This window comes from Streptomyces sp. NRRL F-5123, from assembly GCF_000721495.1.
Classification (GTDB): domain Bacteria; phylum Actinomycetota; class Actinomycetes; order Streptomycetales; family Streptomycetaceae; genus Actinacidiphila.
Genome location: NZ_JOHY01000026.1, coordinates 28,707 through 47,671, shown reverse-complemented (window position 1 = coordinate 47,671; position 18,965 = coordinate 28,707). Strand labels below are relative to the sequence as shown.

Genomic DNA, 18,965 nt, shown 5'->3' with positions numbered 1-18,965 from the left:
CGCCGGACGGGGTGAAGCCGAAATCACCCAGAAGATGCTGACGCAGACGCTGCGCTCGCCGGAGCGCGACGGCAGCCCCTAGCTCCGGGCGGCGGCCCGCGCCGCGTCCAGGACCGCGTGGGCGCCCTGGGCGACGAGGTCCGCCGCCACCGCGCGGCCGAGGGCCTCCGGGGAGTCGGCGGCGTCGGTGCGGCGGGCGGTGAGCTGGGTCGTGCCGTCCAGCGAGCTGACCTGGGCGAGGAGGGTGAGTTCGCCGTCCGGGAGGAGCGAGGCGTACGCCCCGACGGGCACGCTGCACCCGCCGTGCAGCTCGGCGAGCAGCGCGCGTTCGGCCCGTACGGCCGCGTCGGCGGCGGGGTCGGCCGTGGTGGCGAGGAGGGCGCGCAGCGGTGCGGAGGCCTCGTCCGCGCGGACCTGGATGCCGAGCGCGCCCTGGCCGGGGCTCGGCGGGAAGAGGTCGAGGGGCAGCAGCTCGCCGATCGCGTCGTCGAGGCCGAGGCGGCGCAGGCCCGCGGCGGCGAGGACGACCGCGTCCAGGCCCTCCGACTCGATCTTGCGCAGCCGCGGCGGTACGTTGCCGCGGATCGGGACGATCTCGACGTCCGGCCGCACCGCGCGCAGCTGGGCGGCGCGCCGGGCCGCCCCCGTACCGACCCGGGCGCCCTTGCGCAGCCCCGCGAGGGTCGCCCCGCACAGCGCGTCGCGCACGTCCTCCCGGCCGGGCGGCGGCATCAGCATCAGGCCCGGCGGTACGGCCGTGGGCAGGTCCTTGAGCGAGTGGACGACCACGTCCACCTCGCCGCCCGCCAGCGCGGCCTCCTGCGCGCTGCTGAACGCCGAACCGCCGCTCCCCGCGGAGACGTCCGCGAGCCCCGACCTGCGGTCGCGGTCGCCGCCCTCCAGGATCACCCGGTGCGTGAACTCCGCCCCGGGGAAGCGCTCGCGCAGCGGCGCGAGGTACTGCCGCATCTGCGCCCGGGCGAGCTTGCTCGCCCGCGAGCCGACGAGATACCGGGCCACCGCGGCCACCTCCGCTCCGTCCGGACCGCACACCGGCCGGTCCTCCGAGCCTAGGCGGGGCCGCCGCGTGCTGATGCAGACAGCGGGTCGGCACGCGGGGGGCCGCCGCCGGGCGGGCCGGACCACGGGTGAGCCGCATCCCGGCGGCGCGGGTCACCCGCGGAGGCGAACTCAGCGGCGGGCGTGGCGGGTCACCCGCGGGAGCGGGGTCAGCGGCGGGCGTGGCGGATCTTGACGCGGCCGAAGCCGACGACGCCGGACAGCCGGATGGTCGGTGCCGTGGGCGAGGTGGTGGGGCGGGGGCGGTAGCGCAGGTCCTTCCAGGTGGTCGTGAGGTCGCCGACCTCCACGATCGCGTCGCGCGGCACGGTGATGCGCGCGCCGCCAGTGCCGAGCGCGAGTTCGAGGTCCAGGACGGGGTGCGGGAAGACCGCGCGGGAGAGGTCGAGGCGGACCTTGCCGAAGGCGGACTCGACCTTGAGCCTGCGGGGGAGCTGCCACGCGCCGCCGCGCCGGATACGGCCGGTGGCGGCGCTGATGGTGACGGCGGTCTCCTCGGGGTCCGGGGGCTCCGCCGGGAGGGAGTCGACGGCGGCCGCGAGGTCCGCCTCGGTGCGGGCGGTGAGGGCCCGGCCGAGGCGCTCGTCCATCTCCTCGTGCGTGAGGTGCTCGGCCGCGTACGCCTCGCGTAGCCGCCGGACGGCGGCTTCGCGGGCGTCGTCGGTGAGGGGCGGCTGGTGCGGCTGCGCGGGCGGGGTGGTCACCGTCCCACGATAGGGGCAGTGTTCAGGCGGGCGGGAGGCCGGTGAGCCAGCCGGTCAGGAGGGCGTTGACCTCCGCGGGGCGCTCCTGCTGGATCCAGTGGCCGCAGCCGTCGAGGAGGTGGCTCGACACCAGGCCGGGGAGCGTCACCGGGAAGGCGTCGATCGCCTCGGACATCCAGGTCGTGGAGGCGTCCAGGGCGCCGCCGGCGAAGAGGGACGGCTGCCGGACCGGGGCGCCGTCGAAGGCCGCGAGGTCCTCCCAGTCGCGGTCCATGTTCCGGTAGCGGCTGAGCGCGCCGGTCAGTCCGGTGCGCTCGAACTCGCCCGCGTAGACGTCGAGTTCGGCTTCGCCGAGCCATCCGGGCAGGCGCCCGTCCGGGAAGCGCTCGCGCATCGTGCCGCCGGGGCGGACGAAGTGCGGGTCGGGGGCGCCGGGCGCGGGCATCGTGTCGCCGGACAGGGCCGCGTAGATGCCCGCGAGCCAGCCGCGCACGTCGGGCTCGATCTCGGCCTCGGCGCGGCCGGGCTGCTGGAAGTAGGAGACGTAGAACTCCTCCTCCCCGCCCATCGAGGCGAAGATCTCGGACGGCCGCGGCCCGCCCCTCGGTGCGTACGGCACGCTCAGCAGCCCCACCGCGCGGAAGACGTCCGGGTGCAGCAGCGCGGCGCAGGCCGCGATGTTGGCCCCCCAGTCGTGCCCGACCACGACCGCGGGCCCCCCGCCCAGCGCCCGTACGACGGCGACCGCGTCCGCCGCCAGCTCCGTCATCCGGTACGCCCCCTGGTCCGCGGGCCGCGAGGACCGCCCGTAACCGCGGACGTCCACGGCCGCCGCCCGGTAACCGGCGGCCGCGAGCGCGGGCAGCTGCGCCCGCCACGAGTACCAGGACTCCGGGAAGCCGTGCACGAGCAGCACGAGCGGCCCCTCCCCCTGCTCCACCACATGCACCCGCCCGGCGGGCGACGGTACGAGCCGGTGCGTGATCTCCTGCGGCATGGCACTCCTCCGGACGGGACGCGGGGGACGGGGTCCGTCCACGATCATCCGTACCGCCGGCCGGGCCGCCAAGATCATTTGCCGGTTCGGCAAACCCGGCAGCTCCCCTTACGCCCCTCGCGGAACCGCCTTGCAGCCGCCCGAAACCGCTCCGTACGCTCGCCGTATGAGCGATCACGACGGACTGCCGGTGCTCGAACTCGCCTTCCCCGGGCCGGAACGCGACCGCGGGGTGGCCGCGATACGCAGCGGCGAGAAGACGGCCCTCACCGGGCTGAAGGAGATCTACGACCACGCGGGCGAGGCGCTCCCGGCGGCCGGGCAGCGGTACTCGGTCGTCGGCTCGGACGGGCGGCACGCGGTCACGATCGAGCTGGTGGACGTGACCGTCCTGCCGATGGCGGAGGTCGGGGACGACTTCGCGCACGCCGAGGGGCGCGGGTACGCCGACGCGGCGGAGTGGCGGGCGGCGCACATCGACTTCTTCACGAGCGAGGGCGTCCGCGACTTCCTGGGCCGCACGCCGGTCGTCGACGGCGGCACGCTCGTGGTGGCCGAGCGCTTCCGGGTCGTCCCGGAGTAGGTGGGTCGGCTCGCGGGTGACGGGCCGAAGCCGTGCGGCCCGCCCTCAGCGGTGGGCCGCGGCCGTGGCCGCTGTGCCGGACTCGGCGGGGGCTCGGCCGGGCGGCATCGGGGACGCTGTCATGAGGGTGTGCGCGTAGAGGGCCATGGCCGCGCCCGTGACCGCGAGGATGACGAGCCAGCGCACGCGCAGCCGCGCGGGCAGTGCGAGGAGCCAGTGCAGCGGGCCGCCGGACGGCGGGCGGGGCGAGCGGGCCCGGGCGCGGCTCATCGGACCCCCCGCGGGGAGGCGGCAGCGGGGGTGCGGGCGCGGCTCATCGGCGTCTCCGGGAGGCGGCGGAAGAGGAGGTGCGGTCGCGGGGGAGCGAGCGGCCGATCTCGTCGCGGTAGGCGAGGAGTTCGAGCGGCATGTCGAAGGCGACGGCCGCGACGACCTGCGGCCCGTACGGGGTGGCGCGGGTGTAGCGGGCGACGAACCGCTCGGAGCGCAGCGAGCCCTCGACGACCTCGACGTCCGTGCCGAGGGCGGGGATCCCGGCGGCCTGGATGCGGTGGCCGTGCTGCTCGGACCAGAAGCGCGGCACGGGCGCGAAGCGGGCGGCGCGCTCCGGGCCGCGCAGCAGCGCGTCGGCGGCGTGCTGGCCCATCTCGACGGCGTGGATGAGGTGTTCGACGCGCCGCGGGCGGGCGTCGAAGCGCGGGTTGGGCCAGCGGGCGACGTCCCCCGCGGCGACGACGCGCGGCATCGTCCGTCCCCACGCGTCCACCGCGTGGCAGGTCGGCCCGCACAGCACGCCGTCGGAGACGTCGAGGCCGCTGCCGCGCAGCCACTCGGTGCGTGGCTCGCCGCCGAGGCCGAGGACGACGAAGTCGCAGTCCAGCAGCGCCCCGTCGGACAGCCGCAGGCGCAGCGCGCCGTCCAGGTCCTGCCATTCGGTGATCTCCGTTTCCAGCCGGACGTCGACCCCGGCGCGCTCCTGGATCGCGCCGACGACTGCGCCGACCTGCCCGCCGAGCACGCGCCGCAGCAGCGGGGCGCTGTGCACGACGAGGGTGACGTCCATGCCGTGCTCGCGTGCGGTGCACGCGAGTTCGCACCCGATGAAGCCGCCGCCGAGGATGACGACGTGCCGGGCGCGCGCGGCGTGCATCGCGCGCTGCACGGCGGCGGCGTCGCGCAGGGTGCGCACGGTGCGGATGCGGTCGCTGAACAGCGGTGCCTCGGGCAGCCGTCTGGCGTCCACGCCGGTGGCGATGACCAGCCCGTCGTACGGGAGCCGTTCGCCGCCGCGCAGTTCGAGCGTGGAGGTCTGGAGGTCGAGGCCGGTGATACGGGTGTCCAGCAGCCAGTGCGCGTCGAGCTGCTCGTCGGCACGGAAGAGCAGCGCGTCCTCACCCAGCGCGCCGGACAGGTACTGCTTCGACAACGGCGGTCGGCTGTAGGGCAGATGGGGCTCCTCCCCGACGATCACCAGCTCGCCGTCGAAGCCGCGCTCGCGCAGCCGGGTCGCGGCGCTGAGCCCGGCGAGCCCGCCGCCCGCGATCGCGATCCGCCGCTGCCCGGTGCGCGTGGAGCTGCCGCTGCGGCGCGGCCGCGCGGGGCGCCGCTCGCCGCCGGGGGCGGCGCCGCCGTGGATGGTGACCGCCTGCATCGGGCAGCAGCGCACCGCCTGCCGGGCCTTGGCGGCCAGCTCGGCGGGCACCGCGCGGGTGTAGTGCAGCGAGCCGCCCGCCGAGATGCGGAAGACCTCGGGGGCTTCCTGCTGGCAGATGCCGTAGATGTGGCAGCGGTTGTTGTCGACGCTGATCCGCACCGGCTCGCCCTCGGGCACGAGCACGGGCCGCGGCAGGTCGAAGGAGTCCGCGGGAACGGTCTCGACGGGCGGCGCGGGCACCTGCGGCCGCGGCTGCCGTACCGGGGCGGGCGCGTACGGCTGGGGCGCGGGCGAGGGCACGTACTGCTGCGGCGGTGGCGCGTACCCGTACGGCTGCGCGGGCGCGGGGCCCGGCGGGCGGTAGGGCTGCGGCAGGCGCCGCGGGGGGCCCGGCGGGTGGCTCACGGGGAGACCTCCGAGCCGCCGGGGAAGGCCCGCTGCCGCAGCCGCGAGCGCGACGGCAGGATGCGGACGAGGAAGGCCATTAGCGCCGTGCCCGCCCCGGCGGCGACGCCGACCGCGACGAGGTTGACGTGCCGCGGCTCGGGGTGCACCAGGAAGATGTGCGCCCAGATCAACCCGAAGGAGACGTAGGCGAATTGGTGGAAGCGCAGCCACCGGTGGTAGCCGAGCCTGCGCTGCAGCCACACCGAGCAGGCCACCGCGACGGCGAGTTCGGTGCCGAGGATGCCGAGCCCCACCGGCACGCGCTGCATCCCGCCGGTGAAGGGGATCGCCAGGCGCTCCCAGCCGATCTGCCACACCGGCTGGTAGACGAACGTCAGCCCGTGGATGCCGCCGAAGATCATCGCGGAGAGCGCGAGCGTCATGTGCGCCCCGTAGAAGGTCGCCCGGTTGACCGCGCGCTGCATGAACCGCAGCCGCAGCACCACGCCGAGCACGACGGTCGCGACCATGAGCGTGTACGCGATGAGCGCGGCGAGCCGGGCGATCTTGTGCGAGCCGTCGTCGTACGGCATGTGCTTGTCGTACGCGTCGAGCGGCGAGCCCGGGATCGGCGTGCCCGGCGGGGCCGTGGCGTCCCGGGCGGCGCCCGCGGCGGCCGCGGCGGCGTGCGGCGCGAAGGCCAGCAGGCAGGCGGCGCAGGCCAGCAGCAGGACCGCGGCCGCGGCCGCCGCGTGCGGTACGGTCCGCCCGCGGACGGCGGGCACGAAAGAGGGCCCAGGGGCGGGCGCCTCCGCGGCGCCCGGTGTGTCGAACATGTCCAAGCCCTCCCTGCGGAGAGGAGCCCGCGGAGATTCCCGTGGAAAGGCACGGCAGGGCCGTGGGCAATGTCCGAGAGAACCCGCGAAAATCCCGCGAAAATCCGGCAGAGCGGAATTTCCCGCCGAGTGGAACACCCGGCGGGTGGTCCGTTCGGCGCAGAGGCTACACCACCGAAACGCCGCTGTGGGGGCGTGTGTTCGAGGCTCAGCAGCGGGGAAATGGAGGTAAATCCCGCTTTGCGGGCGGGGGTGCGCAGGTATCTCTGAGGTTGCTGTGAATGTCTTCCGGGCGCCGGACCGACCGCGGTGATCGAATGTGCCCGAAAGTTTTCGCGACTGTCCGAGCCCGTCCGGATACCACGGCAATTGCTTTGTCCGGACAAGAAAACACAGCAGCCCCTTTATGCGGAACGCCCCGCCGCCCGGTGTGCTCACCGGCCGGCGGGGCGCCGCGGAGGCCCGCGGGGCTCAGCCCAGCGCGACCTGCGCCGAGGACGTCAGCCCGCCCGCGGCCACCGTCAGCGTGACCTCGCCCTTGCCGACCGCGGTGAGCGTGCCCGCCGCGAGGTCGAGGACCGCGAGCGTGCCGTGGCGGCGGCGCGCGGTCGCGGCCTCGGCGGAGGTGCGCGCCACCGCGAGGCCGCGGCTTCCGGACCACGTCACGCTCGCCGGGAAGCGCAGCGGGAAGCGCAGGCCGAACTCGCTGGTGATCCCGGTCGCGGCGACGTCCGCCGTTGCGCCGCGCGCCAGTTGTGCCGGGGCGGCCAGCTCGATGCCGTCGATGAGCGGGCGCGATTCGGCGACGAGCCACTCGCGGGTGTCCGGGCTCGGCTCCCCGGCCCGTACGCGCGCCGGGCGCGGTTCGACGGCGACGTGCATCCAGCCGAAGAAGCCGCCCTGGTCGGGCGAGCTGTACGGGGTCTTGCCGACGGCCGGGGTCGTGATGTCGAGGACGCCGTCCGCACGCGTCACGGACGCGGTGTGCGCGTGGCCGGTGAAGAGCGCGACGGGCTTGCCGGACTGCTCGCGGAAGTCGGCGAGCCACTGCTGCAGCAGCCCCGCCTCCAGCTGGTCGGACAGCTGCGAGGCGCCCGCGCCGGACGGGTCGCTGAGCGGGTGGTGGAAGGACACGACGACGCCGGTCACCGTGCGGTCCTTCGCCGCCTTCGCCAACTCGGCCTGCAGCAGCGGCACCTGGTCCCAGTCGGAGGTGCGCATGTCGCCGGTGTGCGAGTCCAGCAGGATGAAGCGCACGCCCTTGTGGTCCAGCACCTGCTTGTTGGGGCGTCCGGTCGCGGACAGGAACGTGTCCAGCCCGCCGGTCGCCGACAGGCCCGCCTCGTGGTTGCCGGGCGTCCAGTGGACCGGCAGCGTCGCGGGGACGTGGTCGCGCAGCAGGCCGAGCGCGAGGTCGAAGTCCCCTTGCGTGTTGTTGTCGACGAAGTCGCCGTTGACCAGGATGAAGTCCGGCTTGCTCGCGACGACCTGGCCCAGCGCCTTGACGGCCTGCCGCCCGGAGAAGGAGTCCGGTCCGGCGGCCGCGCTGATGTGCAGGTCCGACAGCACCGCGAACGTCCATCGGTGGCCGGGCAGTTCACCCTGCTCGATCACGTACGGGTCCGGCTGCGGCGGCTCGGAGGCGTCCGGCTCCTGCCCGACCTGCGCGGCGAGGGCGTCGAAGAGCAGCACGCCCGCGTTCTTGTTGGTCTGCGCGGTCTCGGCGATGTAGATGCGGGAGAGCGTGACGGGGTCGGAGAAGCCCGCGGGGAGGTCGCCGACGACGCGCCGCCAGCCCGTCCAGTCCACGACGGTGGCGAAGGTGAAGGGCACGTTGGTGGTGCCCTGCGAGGAGAGCATCGCGCGCAGCCAGTGGCCCTTGCCGTCGCCGTTGACCCACAGCGCGAGCTTCTTGGTGCCCGGCGGCAGCGTGAGCGGCCCGGGCGCGGCCACCGCGTAGGCGGCCGACGTGCTGGACTGCCCGGTGAAGTCGTACGTCAACCGGAGCGCGTGGTTCCCGGCCGCGGCCCCCGGGCGGTCGTCGGCGGCGACCACCGCGACCGACGCCGTACCGCGGGCTGCCAGTGCCGTCCACTGCCCGGCGGCCTCGAACTCGCCGAGCGGGACGTCCACCAGGCCCACGGTGACCGGGAGTCTGGCCGTGACGCCCTGCACGGTCGCGGTGAGGGTCGCCGTCCTGCCGCCCCCGTCCGCGGCGCCGGTGACGTCCAGCCCCGCGGCGGTCGGCGTGACCGTGAGGACGGCCTTGTCGTAGTCGAGCGTGACGTCGCGGGGCGCCACGGGCGCGTCGAAGCCGTCCGCGTCGTAGCCGGTCAGGGCCACGGTCGCGGTCGCGCCCGGGTCGATGGTGACCGCGCGCTGGGTGAAGGCCAGCCGGTGCAGCTCGCCCAGGACGCGCAGCTCCGCCTCGCCGTCCGCCGCGCCCGCGTGGGCGCGCAGCACGCCCGCGCCGGAGCGGCGGGCGCGGAAGACGCCGCCGCTGACCGAGCCGAGCGAGCCCGGCTGCGCCGACCAGCCGACCTCGTGGCCGCCCGTTCCCGCCGGGCCCCACGCCTCGTCGTAACCGGCCACGGCGATGTCCACCGTGAGGCCCGGCACCACGCGGTCGGCCTGCGGGCGCACGTCCAGGCCGCGCAACTGCCCCGACCCCGGGCGGGAGAAGAGGCCGACGCCGTTCGGGACGGGCCGCTCGGCGCCGTCCGAGGGCGTGTTGACCACGCTCACACCGCTGTCCCCGGCGCGCCGCGCGACGATCTCCGTCGACCCGCCGCCGTCCAGCATGAAGGCCTCGTACGCGCCGAGCCTCGCCATCAGCACGGCCATGTCGTCGAAGCTCAGCCCCGCGGAGAAGTTCGCCGAGCCGTCCACGGCGACCAGCAGCAGCCGGTGCCCGCCCTGCGGCCAGCCCACCGCGGTGCGCGGCTTGGGCGCGTCGTTGCCGGTGCTCGGCGGGAAGTCCACCGCCGCGCCCGACCGGACCAGCACCGCGCCGCTGCCCAGCGCCATCCCCAGCGCGCCGGGCGCGTCGCTCTTCGGCGCGAAGTCCACGCTCACCGCGTCGCCTTCGCGCACCGCGGCGAGCCGCGCGGCCGCCGCGCCGCGGCCCAGCAGCACAAGTCCGTCCGCGGGCACGGGAGTCGGCGTCAGCCCGGAGTTCACCGCGCTCACCACGCCGCCGCTCACGACGACCTCGGTGTACGGGCCGGGGTCCTGGAGCAGCGTGCGGTCGGCCGGGCCCCACAGCGGGGTGTAGACGGCCATCGAATCGGCGGGCACAACAGGGGAGTTGAGCGCGGCGAGCGGACGTGTGGCGCCCGCGACCGTGACCGTCCCGGAGATCATCAGGTCCGCGAGCCGTGCGACCCGGTCGGCGCCGACCGCCATGACCGTCTGCGCGGTGCTCGTGCCCTTGCGCAGCTGCCCGCCCTTGATCTCCGGGCCCTCGGCTGCGTAGGTCTCGGTGATGTCGAAGTAGTCGCCGTTGACGGCGGCCACCGCGTGCTGCCCGTCCGCCGCGCCCTTGAGCTGCCGCGCCCGGCTGACCTCGGCCGCGACGAGGTCCACGGACACCGACGCCGTGCCCAGGTCGGCGTTCAGCACGTGCGCGCGCGTCCAGCCCGTCCGCCCGAACAGGTCGAAGGACGTCAGCACGATGCCGGGTGCGACCGGCCGGTCCACCCGGCCCGTGACGACCGACTCGCCGTCCACGGCCAGGTCGTACACCGGCGCCTTGAAGCGCCCGGCCTTCGCCGGTCCGCCGCCGGAGGCGTCCTGGCCCTGCCCGTCGGCGCCGCCGCCCGCCGCGTACGCCGGGGCCGCCCCGACGGCGGCCCCGCCCGCGACGAGGCCCGCCGCGACCGCCCCGGCGATCAGCCCGCGCCGCGTGACCTGCCCGCCCGCCGCCCCGGGGCCCGCTTGCGTCCTCATGTCCCTGCTCGCATCCGTGTCCATGGCTGCTGACGCTAGGCGGTCGCACTTGCCCGGGAACGGAAGTCGGGGTGAACACCTGGCGGCACCGAGGTTCCGTCATTCCGCTCGGCGGGACGTGTGTGCACGTCAGAGGCGCGCGGGACGGATCGGGGGGAGGTCTCCCCCGTCACTCGGTGTCGATGCCGTAGTCGTGGATGAGGGCCTCCAGGCCGCCCGGGTAGCCCTTGCCGCCCGGCACGAAGTCCCAGTCGCCGGACGGGCGGCGGCGGAAGGAGCCCAGCACGAGCGCGGTCTCGCCCGGGCGGCCCTCCGACACGGCGAGCGAGCCGAGGTCGGCGCGGGCGGCGTCGAGCAGCCGCAGCGTCGCCGCCTGGAAGGAGGTCAGGTCGGTGTGCGCGGTGACGGCGGTCGGGTCGAGCGCGGCGGCCAGCACGAGCCGGTCCGCGCGCGCGGGCAGCGCGTCGAAGGCGACCCGCAGCGCGGCCCGGTCCGGTGGCGGCGCGGGGATGGCGCGCACGGTGCCGTCGGGGGTGCGCGGGTTGTTGTAGAAGACGAAGTGCTCGTCGCTGAGCGCGGTGGTGCCCGCGCACACCAGCGCGCACACGTCGAGCGGTACGTCCCCGGTCCAGCTCAGGGCCAGGACGTTGTGGTCGTCGGCCGCCTCGTCGTCGTCGGGTCCGGGCACGGGAGCCGGGGCCGCCGCGGTGGGCGACGGGCCGAGGCGACCGCGCAGCCCGTGCGCGTGCAGCAGCTCCACCAGCTGCTCACCGGAGACGAGTTCGAGTGGTTTGCCGTGCGCGAAGGTGTGCGCGGTCGGGCCGAAGCGCGAGGTCGTCACCAGCACGCCCTTGTTGGCGCCGGTGTGCTGGACGGTGCCGAACAGGTCCCGTACGGCGGTCGGCGGCACGGTGTGCCGGTAGCGCTTGACCTGCACGACGATCGAACCGCCGGTGATCGGGGCGGGGTCGAGGGCGTCGACGTCCACGCCGCCGTCGCCGGAGCGCACGGTCGTGACGGCCTGCATGCCCATCGCCCGGAAGAGGTCGGCGACGAGCTGCTCGAAGACCAGCGGGTCCATCGCGAAGAGGTCGGGCTCGTCGTCCCCGCCGTGTGTCACGACCGCGGAGCCGCCCGCCGCGCCCCCGACGTCCTCGGGCAGCCTGCCCGGGCGTATCGGCACCAACTGCTCGGGCCGCGCGGACAGTTGCCCGCGCAGACCCTCCACCAGGCAGTCCACCGCGCTGACCCGCGCGAGGTCGAGCCGCTCGAAGTCCGCGCGGGTGGCCGTCACGGACGCCAGGTGCAGCTGCGAGCGGCGGCCGGTCACCGGGTCGTGGCCGTCCACGTAGCCGGTGAGCGCGACCGACTCCAGGGCGCCCGGCTCGTCCGCCGCGAAGAGGTCGCGCAGCGCGAGGAGCACGCACTGCGCGAGCAGGTCGCGGTAGAGCGCGCGGCGCTGGGTGGCGGGGCGGGGCGTCTCCTTCAGCCGGTCGGCGGTCGGCATGTAGCGCACGGACTTGGTCTCCGGCACGACGTCGTACGCCGGGAGCTGCCAGGTCAGGACGAGCTGCCGCTGCGCCGGGTCGTACGCGGCGCTCACCGAGCGCGGCAGGTCGTCGGGCCAGGCGGTGGAGGCGTAGAGGGCGGCGGAGAAGTACTCGACCGCGGCCTGCGGATCCCCGCGGCGCAACGCGGCCACGGACGTGGCCACTTCGGTGTTGTGCCGGCGTACCGCGGCCAGTGCGGTCGCCGCCCACGCGTCGTACTGCCTCCGGTAGGCGGCGAGTTGGGCCTGCCGCTGGGATTCCGCGTGCTGGGCGGCGCGCAGGTCGTGGGCGTAGCGCGCCTGCGCCTCGTCCTCGGCGCGCCGCCGGGCGCCCCGGCCCCACGCGGCGTTCTGCGGCGGCCGGTAGCGCTGGGGATCGGGCATCGGCACGGGGCGGCCGAGCGGCCCCGGGTCGAACGGCTGCAGCCGCTCGGACCGCGCGAGCCCCCCGGTCCCGAACGCGGGCGCCCGGCACCCCGCCGCGAGCAGGCCCTCCAGCGCCGCGACCCGCGCGTCGATCTCAGCGGTCAGCCGCTGCGCCTCGGCCTCCTGGCCCTGCCGGTAGGCCGCCTGCCGCTCGCGGTCCCGCCGGGCCACCTCCCGCTCGTACGCCCGCTGCTGCTGGGCCCGCTGCCGCTGCGCCTGCGCCTGCGCGCGCACCTGGGCCTCCTGCTGCCGCTGCTGGCGCCGCTGCGCCTCGGCCCACGCGGCCAGCGGACCACTGGCGGAGCGACGACTCATACGGTGGCTTCCCCGTCCCCCCGCCGGCCCCGCGGCCCCCCACGGGCCGACCCCCGGGCCGACGGCACATATGTCCGATTCTAGTCCGCCCACCCCCTGCTGCCCACGCCCGGTCGGCACCGGGACCGGCCACCGGGCGCGCCGGAGCCGCGTGACCTGACGGGTGAGCAGCTCCGCCCGCGGCCCGCCGCCCGCCGCCCACGCCCGGTCGGCACCGGGACCGGCTGCCGGGCGTGCCGGAGCCGCGTGACCTGACGGGTGAGCAGCTCCGCCCGCGGCCCGCCGCCTGCTGCCCACGCCCGGTCGGCACCGGGACCGGCTGCCGGGCGCGCCGGAGCCGCGTGACCTGACGGGTGAGCAGCTCCGCCCGCGGCCCGCGGCCCGCCGCCCGCCGCCCGCCGCCCGCCGTCCGTCGGCTGGTCGAATTCCCGCGCCTCGGCGGGCGGCACGGGGTTAGGTTTGCCCGCATGCTGATCGCATGGTGGGTCCTCGTCCTGGTGGCGGCAGGCGCGAACATGACCTACTGGCTGCGCCGCGCCCGCCCGGCCCGCATCAGGTTCGAGGCCGAACACCGCGACGAGTTCGCCCGGATGGGCAGCCGCGAGCGGTCCTTCCCGGGTCCGGAGGGCAGCCGGATCCTCGTCCTGCACACCGTGACGTTCCTGCTGCTGGTCACCGTGGGCGTGGTGGGGGCGGTCGGGCTCTCCGGCCACTTCTGAGGACACGGCGGCGGTGCCGTACGCCGTCCTGGACGGCCCTCGGGGAGTACCGCGCGCGCCACCCGCAGGGCCTGCCGGTGGTCGGACGCAGCGTCTACCCGGCCAGTCGTTCCCGGGCGTAGTCGCGTAGCTCGGCCAGCGGTCGCTCGGTGCGTCCGTCCAGGCGCCGGATGAGCGCGGAGACCAGGTCGATGCAGCGGGCGGCCCCTGTGTCGAGGGCGGCGTCGAAGGCGGCCCGGGCGCCGTCGGCCGCGGCAGCGGCGTCACGGTCACGCAGCGAGCTTTCGGCGCGGTAGGTCAGGAACACGGCCTTGGTGCGGGAGCGGGAGGGGTCGAGGTCGCGCAGCCCAGTGCTGATGGCGGCGTCGGCGCGGGCCGGATCGCCGAGGTCGAGCCAGCAGCGTCCCGCGTCTGCGTCGATGTCGGACTGCGACATCCAGGAGACCGCCGGAGGTGTGCTCTGGGGGGTCATCCGGTCGAGCTCGGCCTCGGAGGACGCCAGCGCGAGCCCTGCTGCGTGGCGGTCCCGGAGGACGGCACAGGCCCTGGCGCGGCGCAGGTCGAGCAGGGACCGGACGGCCGGGGCGCGGGTGCGGGAGCGGGCGTGCTCCAGGATACGGACCGCATCCGCGGGCCGGGCCAGCCAGGCTGCCTGGTAGGCAAGGTCGGACAGGGCGACGGCGGCGAGATCCCGGTCGTCGGCCTGGTGGGCGGCGTGGACGGCGGCCTGCCAGTGCCGTTGGGCGCCGGCGTGCCGGTCGGCGTCGAAGCGCAGCCACCCGGCGCAGTGTGCGAGGCCGGCCGCCACGGTGTGCAGGCGACGGCCGGCTGCTGTGGTGTAGCGGCTGTGGTCGAGGAGATCGATCGTGGTGGCCAGGTGGGCGTCGACGAGGCCGGAGATCTGGTGGTGGTGCGGTCCGTTGGCGTGGGCGCGCAGTTCGCCGGAGCGCTGCTCCAGCCAGCTCAGGAGGTCGGGGTCGACGCGCCGCCCGTCGAGTGCCTGCGAGAGGTGACGCGGCTCGATGCGGGCCCAGTCGGCAGCAACGTCAACGAGGGCGCTGCTGCTGAACACCAGGAAGGATCGTCGGTCCATGCGGGTGATCTGAACCTCTCTGATCGCGGCCCGGCTGCCGGATGGACTGAACGCAGCGGGCTGTTCGAAAGCGGCGGGGAGCCATGTCGGCCAGGGGTGTCGTCCGATGTAGGCGAGGGGGACGTCGAGGACGGCTGCCAGCAGCGTCTGGCTTTCCTGGCCGGGTACGGCGCGTTCGGACTCCCACAGCCAGATCCGGTTGCGGTCGATGCCGCTGCGCAGACCTAGCCGTCGGGCCTGGTCGCGGAGTAGGCGGGCCAGGTCGTCCATGGACCAGTTGTGGTGCCGGCGGATGTGTGTGAGCGGATGCCGGTCCAGTTTCATGTCGCCCCCCGAGGTGCCGCCCGGTGCCTGCTGTAACACCTTGCCGTACCCGGCGGCGTCCTGAGAGGGCGTCACCGCGGCGGGCACACACCGGGCACACAGTCGTCCCCTGGGGGATGAGCGGCGGCTGGTGGTGTCCTCGGCAGCGGACGCCGCGCATCGGGGCGCGGTGCTGTCGAAGGGTGGGGTCGACGTGGACACACAGGACCGCTTTGCTGATCTGTCGGGTGCGACGGTTGCGGTGACCGGGGGATTCGGGCTGATCGGCAGCCGTATCGTGCACAGGCTCCGGGCGCTGGGCGCCAAGCCGCTGGCCGTGGGCAGGCTGGATGCCTACGGGTCGTCCGTCTACTCCTCGGTGTTCGGGCTGTCCCCGCAGGACGGGGACGTCATCGCCGGGGACATCACCGACGCCGCGCTGATGGACGACGTGGTCTCGCGCAGCGACTACGTGATCCACGCCGCGGCCCTGGCCGACGTTGCGGAATGCACTCGCAATCCGGCCGCGGCTCTGCGGGCCAACGTCGACGGCACACAGACCGTGCTCGACTCCGCGGCCCGGCACAGCGGCACCGTCAGGCGGCTGGTGTTCGTGTCCTCGGCCAGCGTCTACGGCGTCGGTACCGGCACGGCGGACGTGGGGGCGCGGTTCGCCGAGGACGACGGGCTGGCGCCCGAGTCGGTGTACGCCAACACCAAGCTGTGGGGCGAGCACCAGACCGGACTGGTCCTGGGCGGCTCGGACAGCTCGTACGCGATCGTGCGGTACTTCTCGGTCTACGGCGAGCCGCAGGTGGTCAAGGAGAACAGCCACAGCTGGGTCGTGGCGTGGTTCGCGATGCGGGCCGCGCTGGGTCTGCCGCTGCACCTGAACGGCGGCGGGGTGCAGGTCCGTGATTTCGTGCACGTTGACGACATCGCCGAGGCGACGCTGCTGGCGGCGGTGACCGGCGGCGCGGAGCGGGCGACCTTGAACGTCGGGACCGGCCGGGCCACGTCCATCCGGCAGGTCGCCGAACTGGTGGGCCGGCACTTTCCCGGCGCCCGGATCGTCGAGACGCCCAGGCCGCAGGGCGACCCGCTGGGCGCCTGCGCCGACATCACCCGCATGCGGCGGGTACTGGACTGGGTTCCGCAGGTGGGCATCGAGGACGGCGTCGACCGCTACGTGGCGTGGCTGGAGCGGTCTCCCGAGGCGATCCCGCAATGGCTGCGCGCCCAGGCCGGGGCGGCATGAGCCGGTCAGATCACGGGGGGCCGGCCGAGGCGGGTCAGCTCCAGCACCGTGCGCCACCGCATCGGTTTGCGCGGCCCGCAAGGGGTGCGCCAGCCCTCGGCGAAGCCGCCGAACCAGGCCCGCAGCCCCGACAGGCTCCGGGTGCGGGCCAGTGTCAGCGACACCCACACCCCCAGGTAGACGGGTACCAGCGCCGCCGGGAGGTGGCGCCTGGCGAGGTAGACCCGGTTGCGGGCGTTGACCTGGTAGAAGAACGCGTGCCGGGCCGGCGAGGTACGCGGGTGCTGCAGCAGCAGGTGCGGCTCGTAGACGACCTTCCAGTCGGCGTCGATCGCCCGCCAGGCCATGTCGGTCTCTTCGTGCGCGAAGAAGAACGCCTGCGGCCACGGCCCGACCTCGTCCAGCATCCTCGTGGACAGCACGTGCGCCCCGCCCAGGAAGCCGGTCACCGGCCCGCCCCGCATCGGGTCCCCGGCCCGCAGCCGGGGCACGTGGCGGCGCTGGGTCGCACCGGTCTCGTCGGCGATGCGGAAGCCGACGATCCCCAGGCGCGGGTCCTGCTCGTAGAGCGTGGTGATCGTGGCGAAGACGTCGTCGGCGACGAGCAGGCCGTCGTCGTCCAGGTCGAGCACGAGGTCCATGTCCTTCAGGTGCTCCAGTGCAGCGTTGCGGCCGCCGGTCACCCCCAGGTTCTCGGCCAGCTGCACTGTCTTGACCCACGGGGGCAGGTCCGGCACTTCGCACCCGTTGGCCACCACCACCGTCCGGGCTGCCGGAGCGGTCTGTGCGCGGACCGATTCCAGCAGATCCGCCAGCTCCTTCGGCCGCGTGCCCATCGTCAGGATCGCCACGCCCAGCTTCACGCCTGCCCGCACCTATCTGTCGAGGTCCCGATGACCGATCGTGCCGCGCCCGGCTCCTTGCACGCGCTCGCCTTGGAGCGCCGTCTACCGGCACACCAGCCCATGGACCAGGTGACGCTCAGGTGGATCGAGGACAACCGGCCGGCGAACTTCGACGCGGCGCCCAGCATCCCACGCCCCGGGCTCCTCCTCGTGCCGGACAGACACTGGTTCGCGGTCCCGGCCGTGGCCGACTCCAACCACGGCATCCGCCACAACGGGCGCGTCAGCCTCCTGGCCGTGCTCCTGGCCCAGGAGCAGGGGCTCGACAGCGACGCCGTCGCGGCGGCGTGCATCGCCGGAGCGGTCCACGACTGCCGGCGGCACGACGACCGGGCCGACCACGGTCACGGACAGCGCGCCGCACGGTGGCTCGGCGACCACGCCGCGGCGGTCACCCGCGCCCTGGGGCACGAGCTGCCGGAGGCGATGCTGCAGCGTGCGGCGGACGCGGTCGCCGTCCACGACGTGCCCTACGAGCAGTTCACCCCGTCCCGGGAACGCGGCTACCAGGCGGACCCGTTCCTGGTCGACGTCCTGAAGGCGGCCGACTGCCTGGACCGCTACCGCCTGCCGCTGCAGCGGTGGTGGCCCGACCTGACGCAGTTGCGCATCACGGTGCCCGGGTGGCTGCCGCCCGCCGCGTTCGCTCTCGTCGTACGCAGCGAGCAGGCCGTCCACGACGGCTCAACCCCCGCGGGCGCCGTCACCAGCGCACGCCAGAGCTTGATCACCTGCACCCCGTAGGAGACGCCCATGGACACCGACCTCGACGACGCCCACACCGACTACACCGCCCCGCGCCCGCGCCCGGTGCCCGCCGGATGCGCCCAGAGCGACGCCGACTGGCTGCGCTACCTCCAAACCGACACCCCCGGCGGGCCGCTGCTGGCCGGCAACGCCATGACCCGACAGCTCGCCAGCGGCCACCCGATCCACCTGATGCACACCACGACCGCACTGGACGCCATACGCGCCAGCGGCCAGCTGTACGCCTCGTCCGGATGCCTGGTGGCCGCGCTGTACTGCGCTCCGCTGACGCCCACCGCCAACGGGCTGCGGCCGCACAACCTCGGCGCGTACCTGCTGCGGACCAAACCGCACACCCGCACCCTGGTCATCGAGATCACCCCGGATTCACCCGTGCCGGCCCGGGGGATCGACTACCTGCGGCTGGGGCCCGTCCACCTGGGCACCTACCAGGACCTTCGCGGATTCCTCACCGAGGCCGAGGACGCCCGGCTCCGTCGGCGGGCCGTGCAGCAGATCCGCACGGCTGCGCCGTTCCTGGACACGGTCCTGGCCAACGCCACCGGGCGGGGCACACCGCCGGAGGCGTTCGTCGACCAGCTGGCCGCAGCCGTCCCCGTCCTGCCGTTCCTGGGCTACGTGTACTTCGAGGTGCTGTCGGAGTACCTGATGCTCCACTCCACCAGCGCGCAGACCCGGGCGTACGCAGAAGTCGGCGAGATGAACAACGGGCTCTGCAAGCGGCTGGCGTTCTCCGCGGTCAGCAGCATGGGCACGCTGTTCGACCTGTCCCGCTTCCACCCGGGCGCCGACCGCCTCCACGCACTGATCGCCGGCATCGAGCCCCGCCTCGATCCGGGCGCAGCCCGCTACACCAGGGACCGCCTGTCCCACCTGTTCACCGCAGTAGCGCTCGACCACGGCCAGGACGCGACGGCTTTCACCTTCCGCGGCCAGGACTTCAACAGCCTCAGCCGGACCGCGCCGTCCCTGCTGGGGCAGTGCCTGTTCCGCGAGATGCGGATTCTGGAGCGCTACCCGCAGCTCTACCTCGCCTTCGAACAGGCCAAGGCCCTGCGGGCATGGAGTTACTGGAACGACCACCAGATCGCGACACCGTTCAACGGCTTCCTCCCCAAAGGCGAGATCGGTGTCAACCCCGCCTACCCCGGCGCCGCCTGCACCGTGTGGCTGGCCGAGGCCGGCGAACGGGGCCTGCTCCACCCGGTCGACGAACTCGACGTCGCGTTCGTGCCCCGCCTGGCCGACCTGAGCATGACCGCGATGCGCCGGGACTCCACAGGCAGAGCCGCCGGTCATCAGGCCGACACATGAACTGACCACCCATGGCACCCGCGGCCCCGCCTTCCAGCCTGTCGGGCCGGCGCCGCCTACGCCGAGGCTCCCGCCCAGCGGGTCCGCACCACATCGTGGCCGCGGGCCTCCCCCGAGGCCAGGTCG

The 18,965-nt window shown here is 74.8% G+C and carries 15 protein-coding genes; 5 read left to right on the top strand and 10 right to left on the bottom strand.

From position 1 onward, the window contains the following. Positions 1-78 precede the first annotated feature (78 nt). The 3 genes from hemC to IH54_RS0121410 form a co-directional block, all read right to left on the bottom strand. On the bottom strand, positions 79-1,020 hold the full coding sequence (gene hemC, locus IH54_RS0121420) for a hydroxymethylbilane synthase (RefSeq protein WP_031519187.1): 942 nt from the start codon (positions 1,018-1,020) through the stop codon (positions 79-81). 209 nt (positions 1,021-1,229) lie between these two features. Then, positions 1,230-1,784: a DUF1707 SHOCT-like domain-containing protein gene (locus IH54_RS0121415; RefSeq protein ID WP_031519186.1), complete on the bottom strand. Its 555-nt coding sequence runs from the start codon at positions 1,782-1,784 to the stop codon at positions 1,230-1,232. A 22-nt stretch (positions 1,785-1,806) separates the two neighbouring features. Beyond that, complete coding sequence (locus IH54_RS0121410; RefSeq protein ID WP_031519185.1) at positions 1,807-2,781, bottom strand: alpha/beta fold hydrolase; 975 nt, start codon at positions 2,779-2,781, stop codon at positions 1,807-1,809. A gap of 166 nt (positions 2,782-2,947) precedes the next feature. Here IH54_RS0121410 and IH54_RS0121405 point away from each other — a divergent pair, with 166 nt between their 5' ends. Further along, entirely contained in the window at positions 2,948-3,364 is a 417-nt protein-coding gene (locus IH54_RS0121405; protein WP_031519184.1) for an ASCH domain-containing protein, read from the top strand. A gap of 45 nt (positions 3,365-3,409) precedes the next feature. On the opposite strand, the gene IH54_RS0121400 is transcribed toward IH54_RS0121405, so the two are convergent. From IH54_RS0121400 to IH54_RS0121380, 5 genes are all read right to left on the bottom strand, one after another. After that, on the bottom strand, positions 3,410-3,634 hold the full coding sequence (locus IH54_RS0121400) for a hypothetical protein (RefSeq protein WP_031519183.1): 225 nt from the start codon (positions 3,632-3,634) through the stop codon (positions 3,410-3,412). A 43-nt stretch (positions 3,635-3,677) separates the two neighbouring features. After that, positions 3,678-5,423, bottom strand: coding sequence for an FAD-dependent oxidoreductase (locus IH54_RS41850; protein WP_052397709.1), 1,746 nt, complete (start codon positions 5,421-5,423; stop codon positions 3,678-3,680). Further along, the gene (locus IH54_RS41845; protein WP_052397708.1) at positions 5,420-6,241 is read right to left on the bottom strand and encodes a ferric reductase-like transmembrane domain-containing protein; all 822 of its coding nucleotides are present in this window, start codon (positions 6,239-6,241) and stop codon (positions 5,420-5,422) included. The genes IH54_RS41850 and IH54_RS41845 overlap by 4 nt, the downstream gene beginning before the upstream one ends. 471 nt (positions 6,242-6,712) lie before the next feature. Continuing rightward, positions 6,713-10,189, bottom strand: a complete 3,477-nt coding sequence (locus IH54_RS0121385; protein WP_031519180.1) for a phosphodiester glycosidase family protein — start codon at positions 10,187-10,189, stop codon at positions 6,713-6,715. A 169-nt stretch (positions 10,190-10,358) separates the two neighbouring features. Next, positions 10,359-12,479, bottom strand: a complete 2,121-nt coding sequence (locus IH54_RS0121380; protein ID WP_052397707.1) for a restriction endonuclease — start codon at positions 12,477-12,479, stop codon at positions 10,359-10,361. Between the two features lie 467 nt (positions 12,480-12,946). Between IH54_RS0121380 and IH54_RS0121375 the strand changes: the two genes are divergently transcribed. Then, positions 12,947-13,198: a hypothetical protein gene (locus IH54_RS0121375; protein ID WP_031519178.1), complete on the top strand. Its 252-nt coding sequence runs from the start codon at positions 12,947-12,949 to the stop codon at positions 13,196-13,198. Between the two features lie 94 nt (positions 13,199-13,292). Here IH54_RS0121375 and IH54_RS0121370 read toward each other — a convergent pair whose 3' ends face one another. Beyond that, positions 13,293-14,690, bottom strand: coding sequence for a helix-turn-helix domain-containing protein (locus IH54_RS0121370; protein WP_159011976.1), 1,398 nt, complete (start codon positions 14,688-14,690; stop codon positions 13,293-13,295). A 118-nt stretch (positions 14,691-14,808) separates the two neighbouring features. Between IH54_RS0121370 and IH54_RS0121365 the strand changes: the two genes are divergently transcribed. Then, positions 14,809-15,852 carry an NAD-dependent epimerase/dehydratase family protein gene (locus IH54_RS0121365; protein WP_031519176.1) on the top strand — a complete coding sequence of 348 codons (1,044 nt, stop codon included), beginning with the start codon at positions 14,809-14,811 and terminating at the stop codon, positions 15,850-15,852. A gap of 5 nt (positions 15,853-15,857) precedes the next feature. Here the strand turns inward: IH54_RS0121365 and IH54_RS0121360 are convergent, their stop codons facing one another. Beyond that, entirely contained in the window at positions 15,858-16,688 is an 831-nt protein-coding gene (locus IH54_RS0121360; RefSeq protein ID WP_052397717.1) for a glycosyltransferase family 2 protein, read from the bottom strand. 57 nt (positions 16,689-16,745) lie between these two features. On the opposite strand from IH54_RS0121360, the gene IH54_RS0121355 reads away from it, so the two are divergent. Then, positions 16,746-17,501 carry a hypothetical protein gene (locus IH54_RS0121355; protein ID WP_031519173.1) on the top strand — a complete coding sequence of 252 codons (756 nt, stop codon included), beginning with the start codon at positions 16,746-16,748 and terminating at the stop codon, positions 17,499-17,501. Positions 17,502-17,510: 9 nt separating this feature from the next. After that, on the top strand, positions 17,511-18,839 hold the full coding sequence (locus tag IH54_RS0121350; RefSeq protein WP_052397704.1) for a hypothetical protein: 1,329 nt from the start codon (positions 17,511-17,513) through the stop codon (positions 18,837-18,839). Positions 18,840-18,965 lie beyond the last annotated feature (126 nt).

Bases quoted from the DNA above. Each gene is read 5' to 3' on its own strand.
- IH54_RS0121410 (WP_031519185.1), bottom strand. From the start codon at position 2,781: ATGCCGCAGGAGATCACGCACCGGCTCGTACCGTCGCCCGCCGGGCGG.
- IH54_RS0121405 (WP_031519184.1), top strand. From the start codon at position 2,948: ATGAGCGATCACGACGGACTGCCGGTGCTCGAACTCGCCTTCCCCGGG.
- IH54_RS0121400 (WP_031519183.1), bottom strand. From the start codon at position 3,634: ATGAGCCGCGCCCGGGCCCGCTCGCCCCGCCCGCCGTCCGGCGGCCCG.
- IH54_RS41845 (WP_052397708.1), bottom strand. From the start codon at position 6,241: ATGTTCGACACACCGGGCGCCGCGGAGGCGCCCGCCCCTGGGCCCTCT.
- IH54_RS0121385 (WP_031519180.1), bottom strand. From the start codon at position 10,189: ATGAGGACGCAAGCGGGCCCCGGGGCGGCGGGCGGGCAGGTCACGCGG.
- IH54_RS0121380 (WP_052397707.1), bottom strand. From the start codon at position 12,479: ATGAGTCGTCGCTCCGCCAGTGGTCCGCTGGCCGCGTGGGCCGAGGCG.
- IH54_RS0121375 (WP_031519178.1), top strand. From the start codon at position 12,947: ATGCTGATCGCATGGTGGGTCCTCGTCCTGGTGGCGGCAGGCGCGAAC.
- IH54_RS0121360 (WP_052397717.1), bottom strand. From the start codon at position 16,688: ATGGGCACGCGGCCGAAGGAGCTGGCGGATCTGCTGGAATCGGTCCGC.
- IH54_RS0121355 (WP_031519173.1), top strand. From the start codon at position 16,746: ATGACCGATCGTGCCGCGCCCGGCTCCTTGCACGCGCTCGCCTTGGAG.
- IH54_RS0121350 (WP_052397704.1), top strand. From the start codon at position 17,511: ATGGACACCGACCTCGACGACGCCCACACCGACTACACCGCCCCGCGC.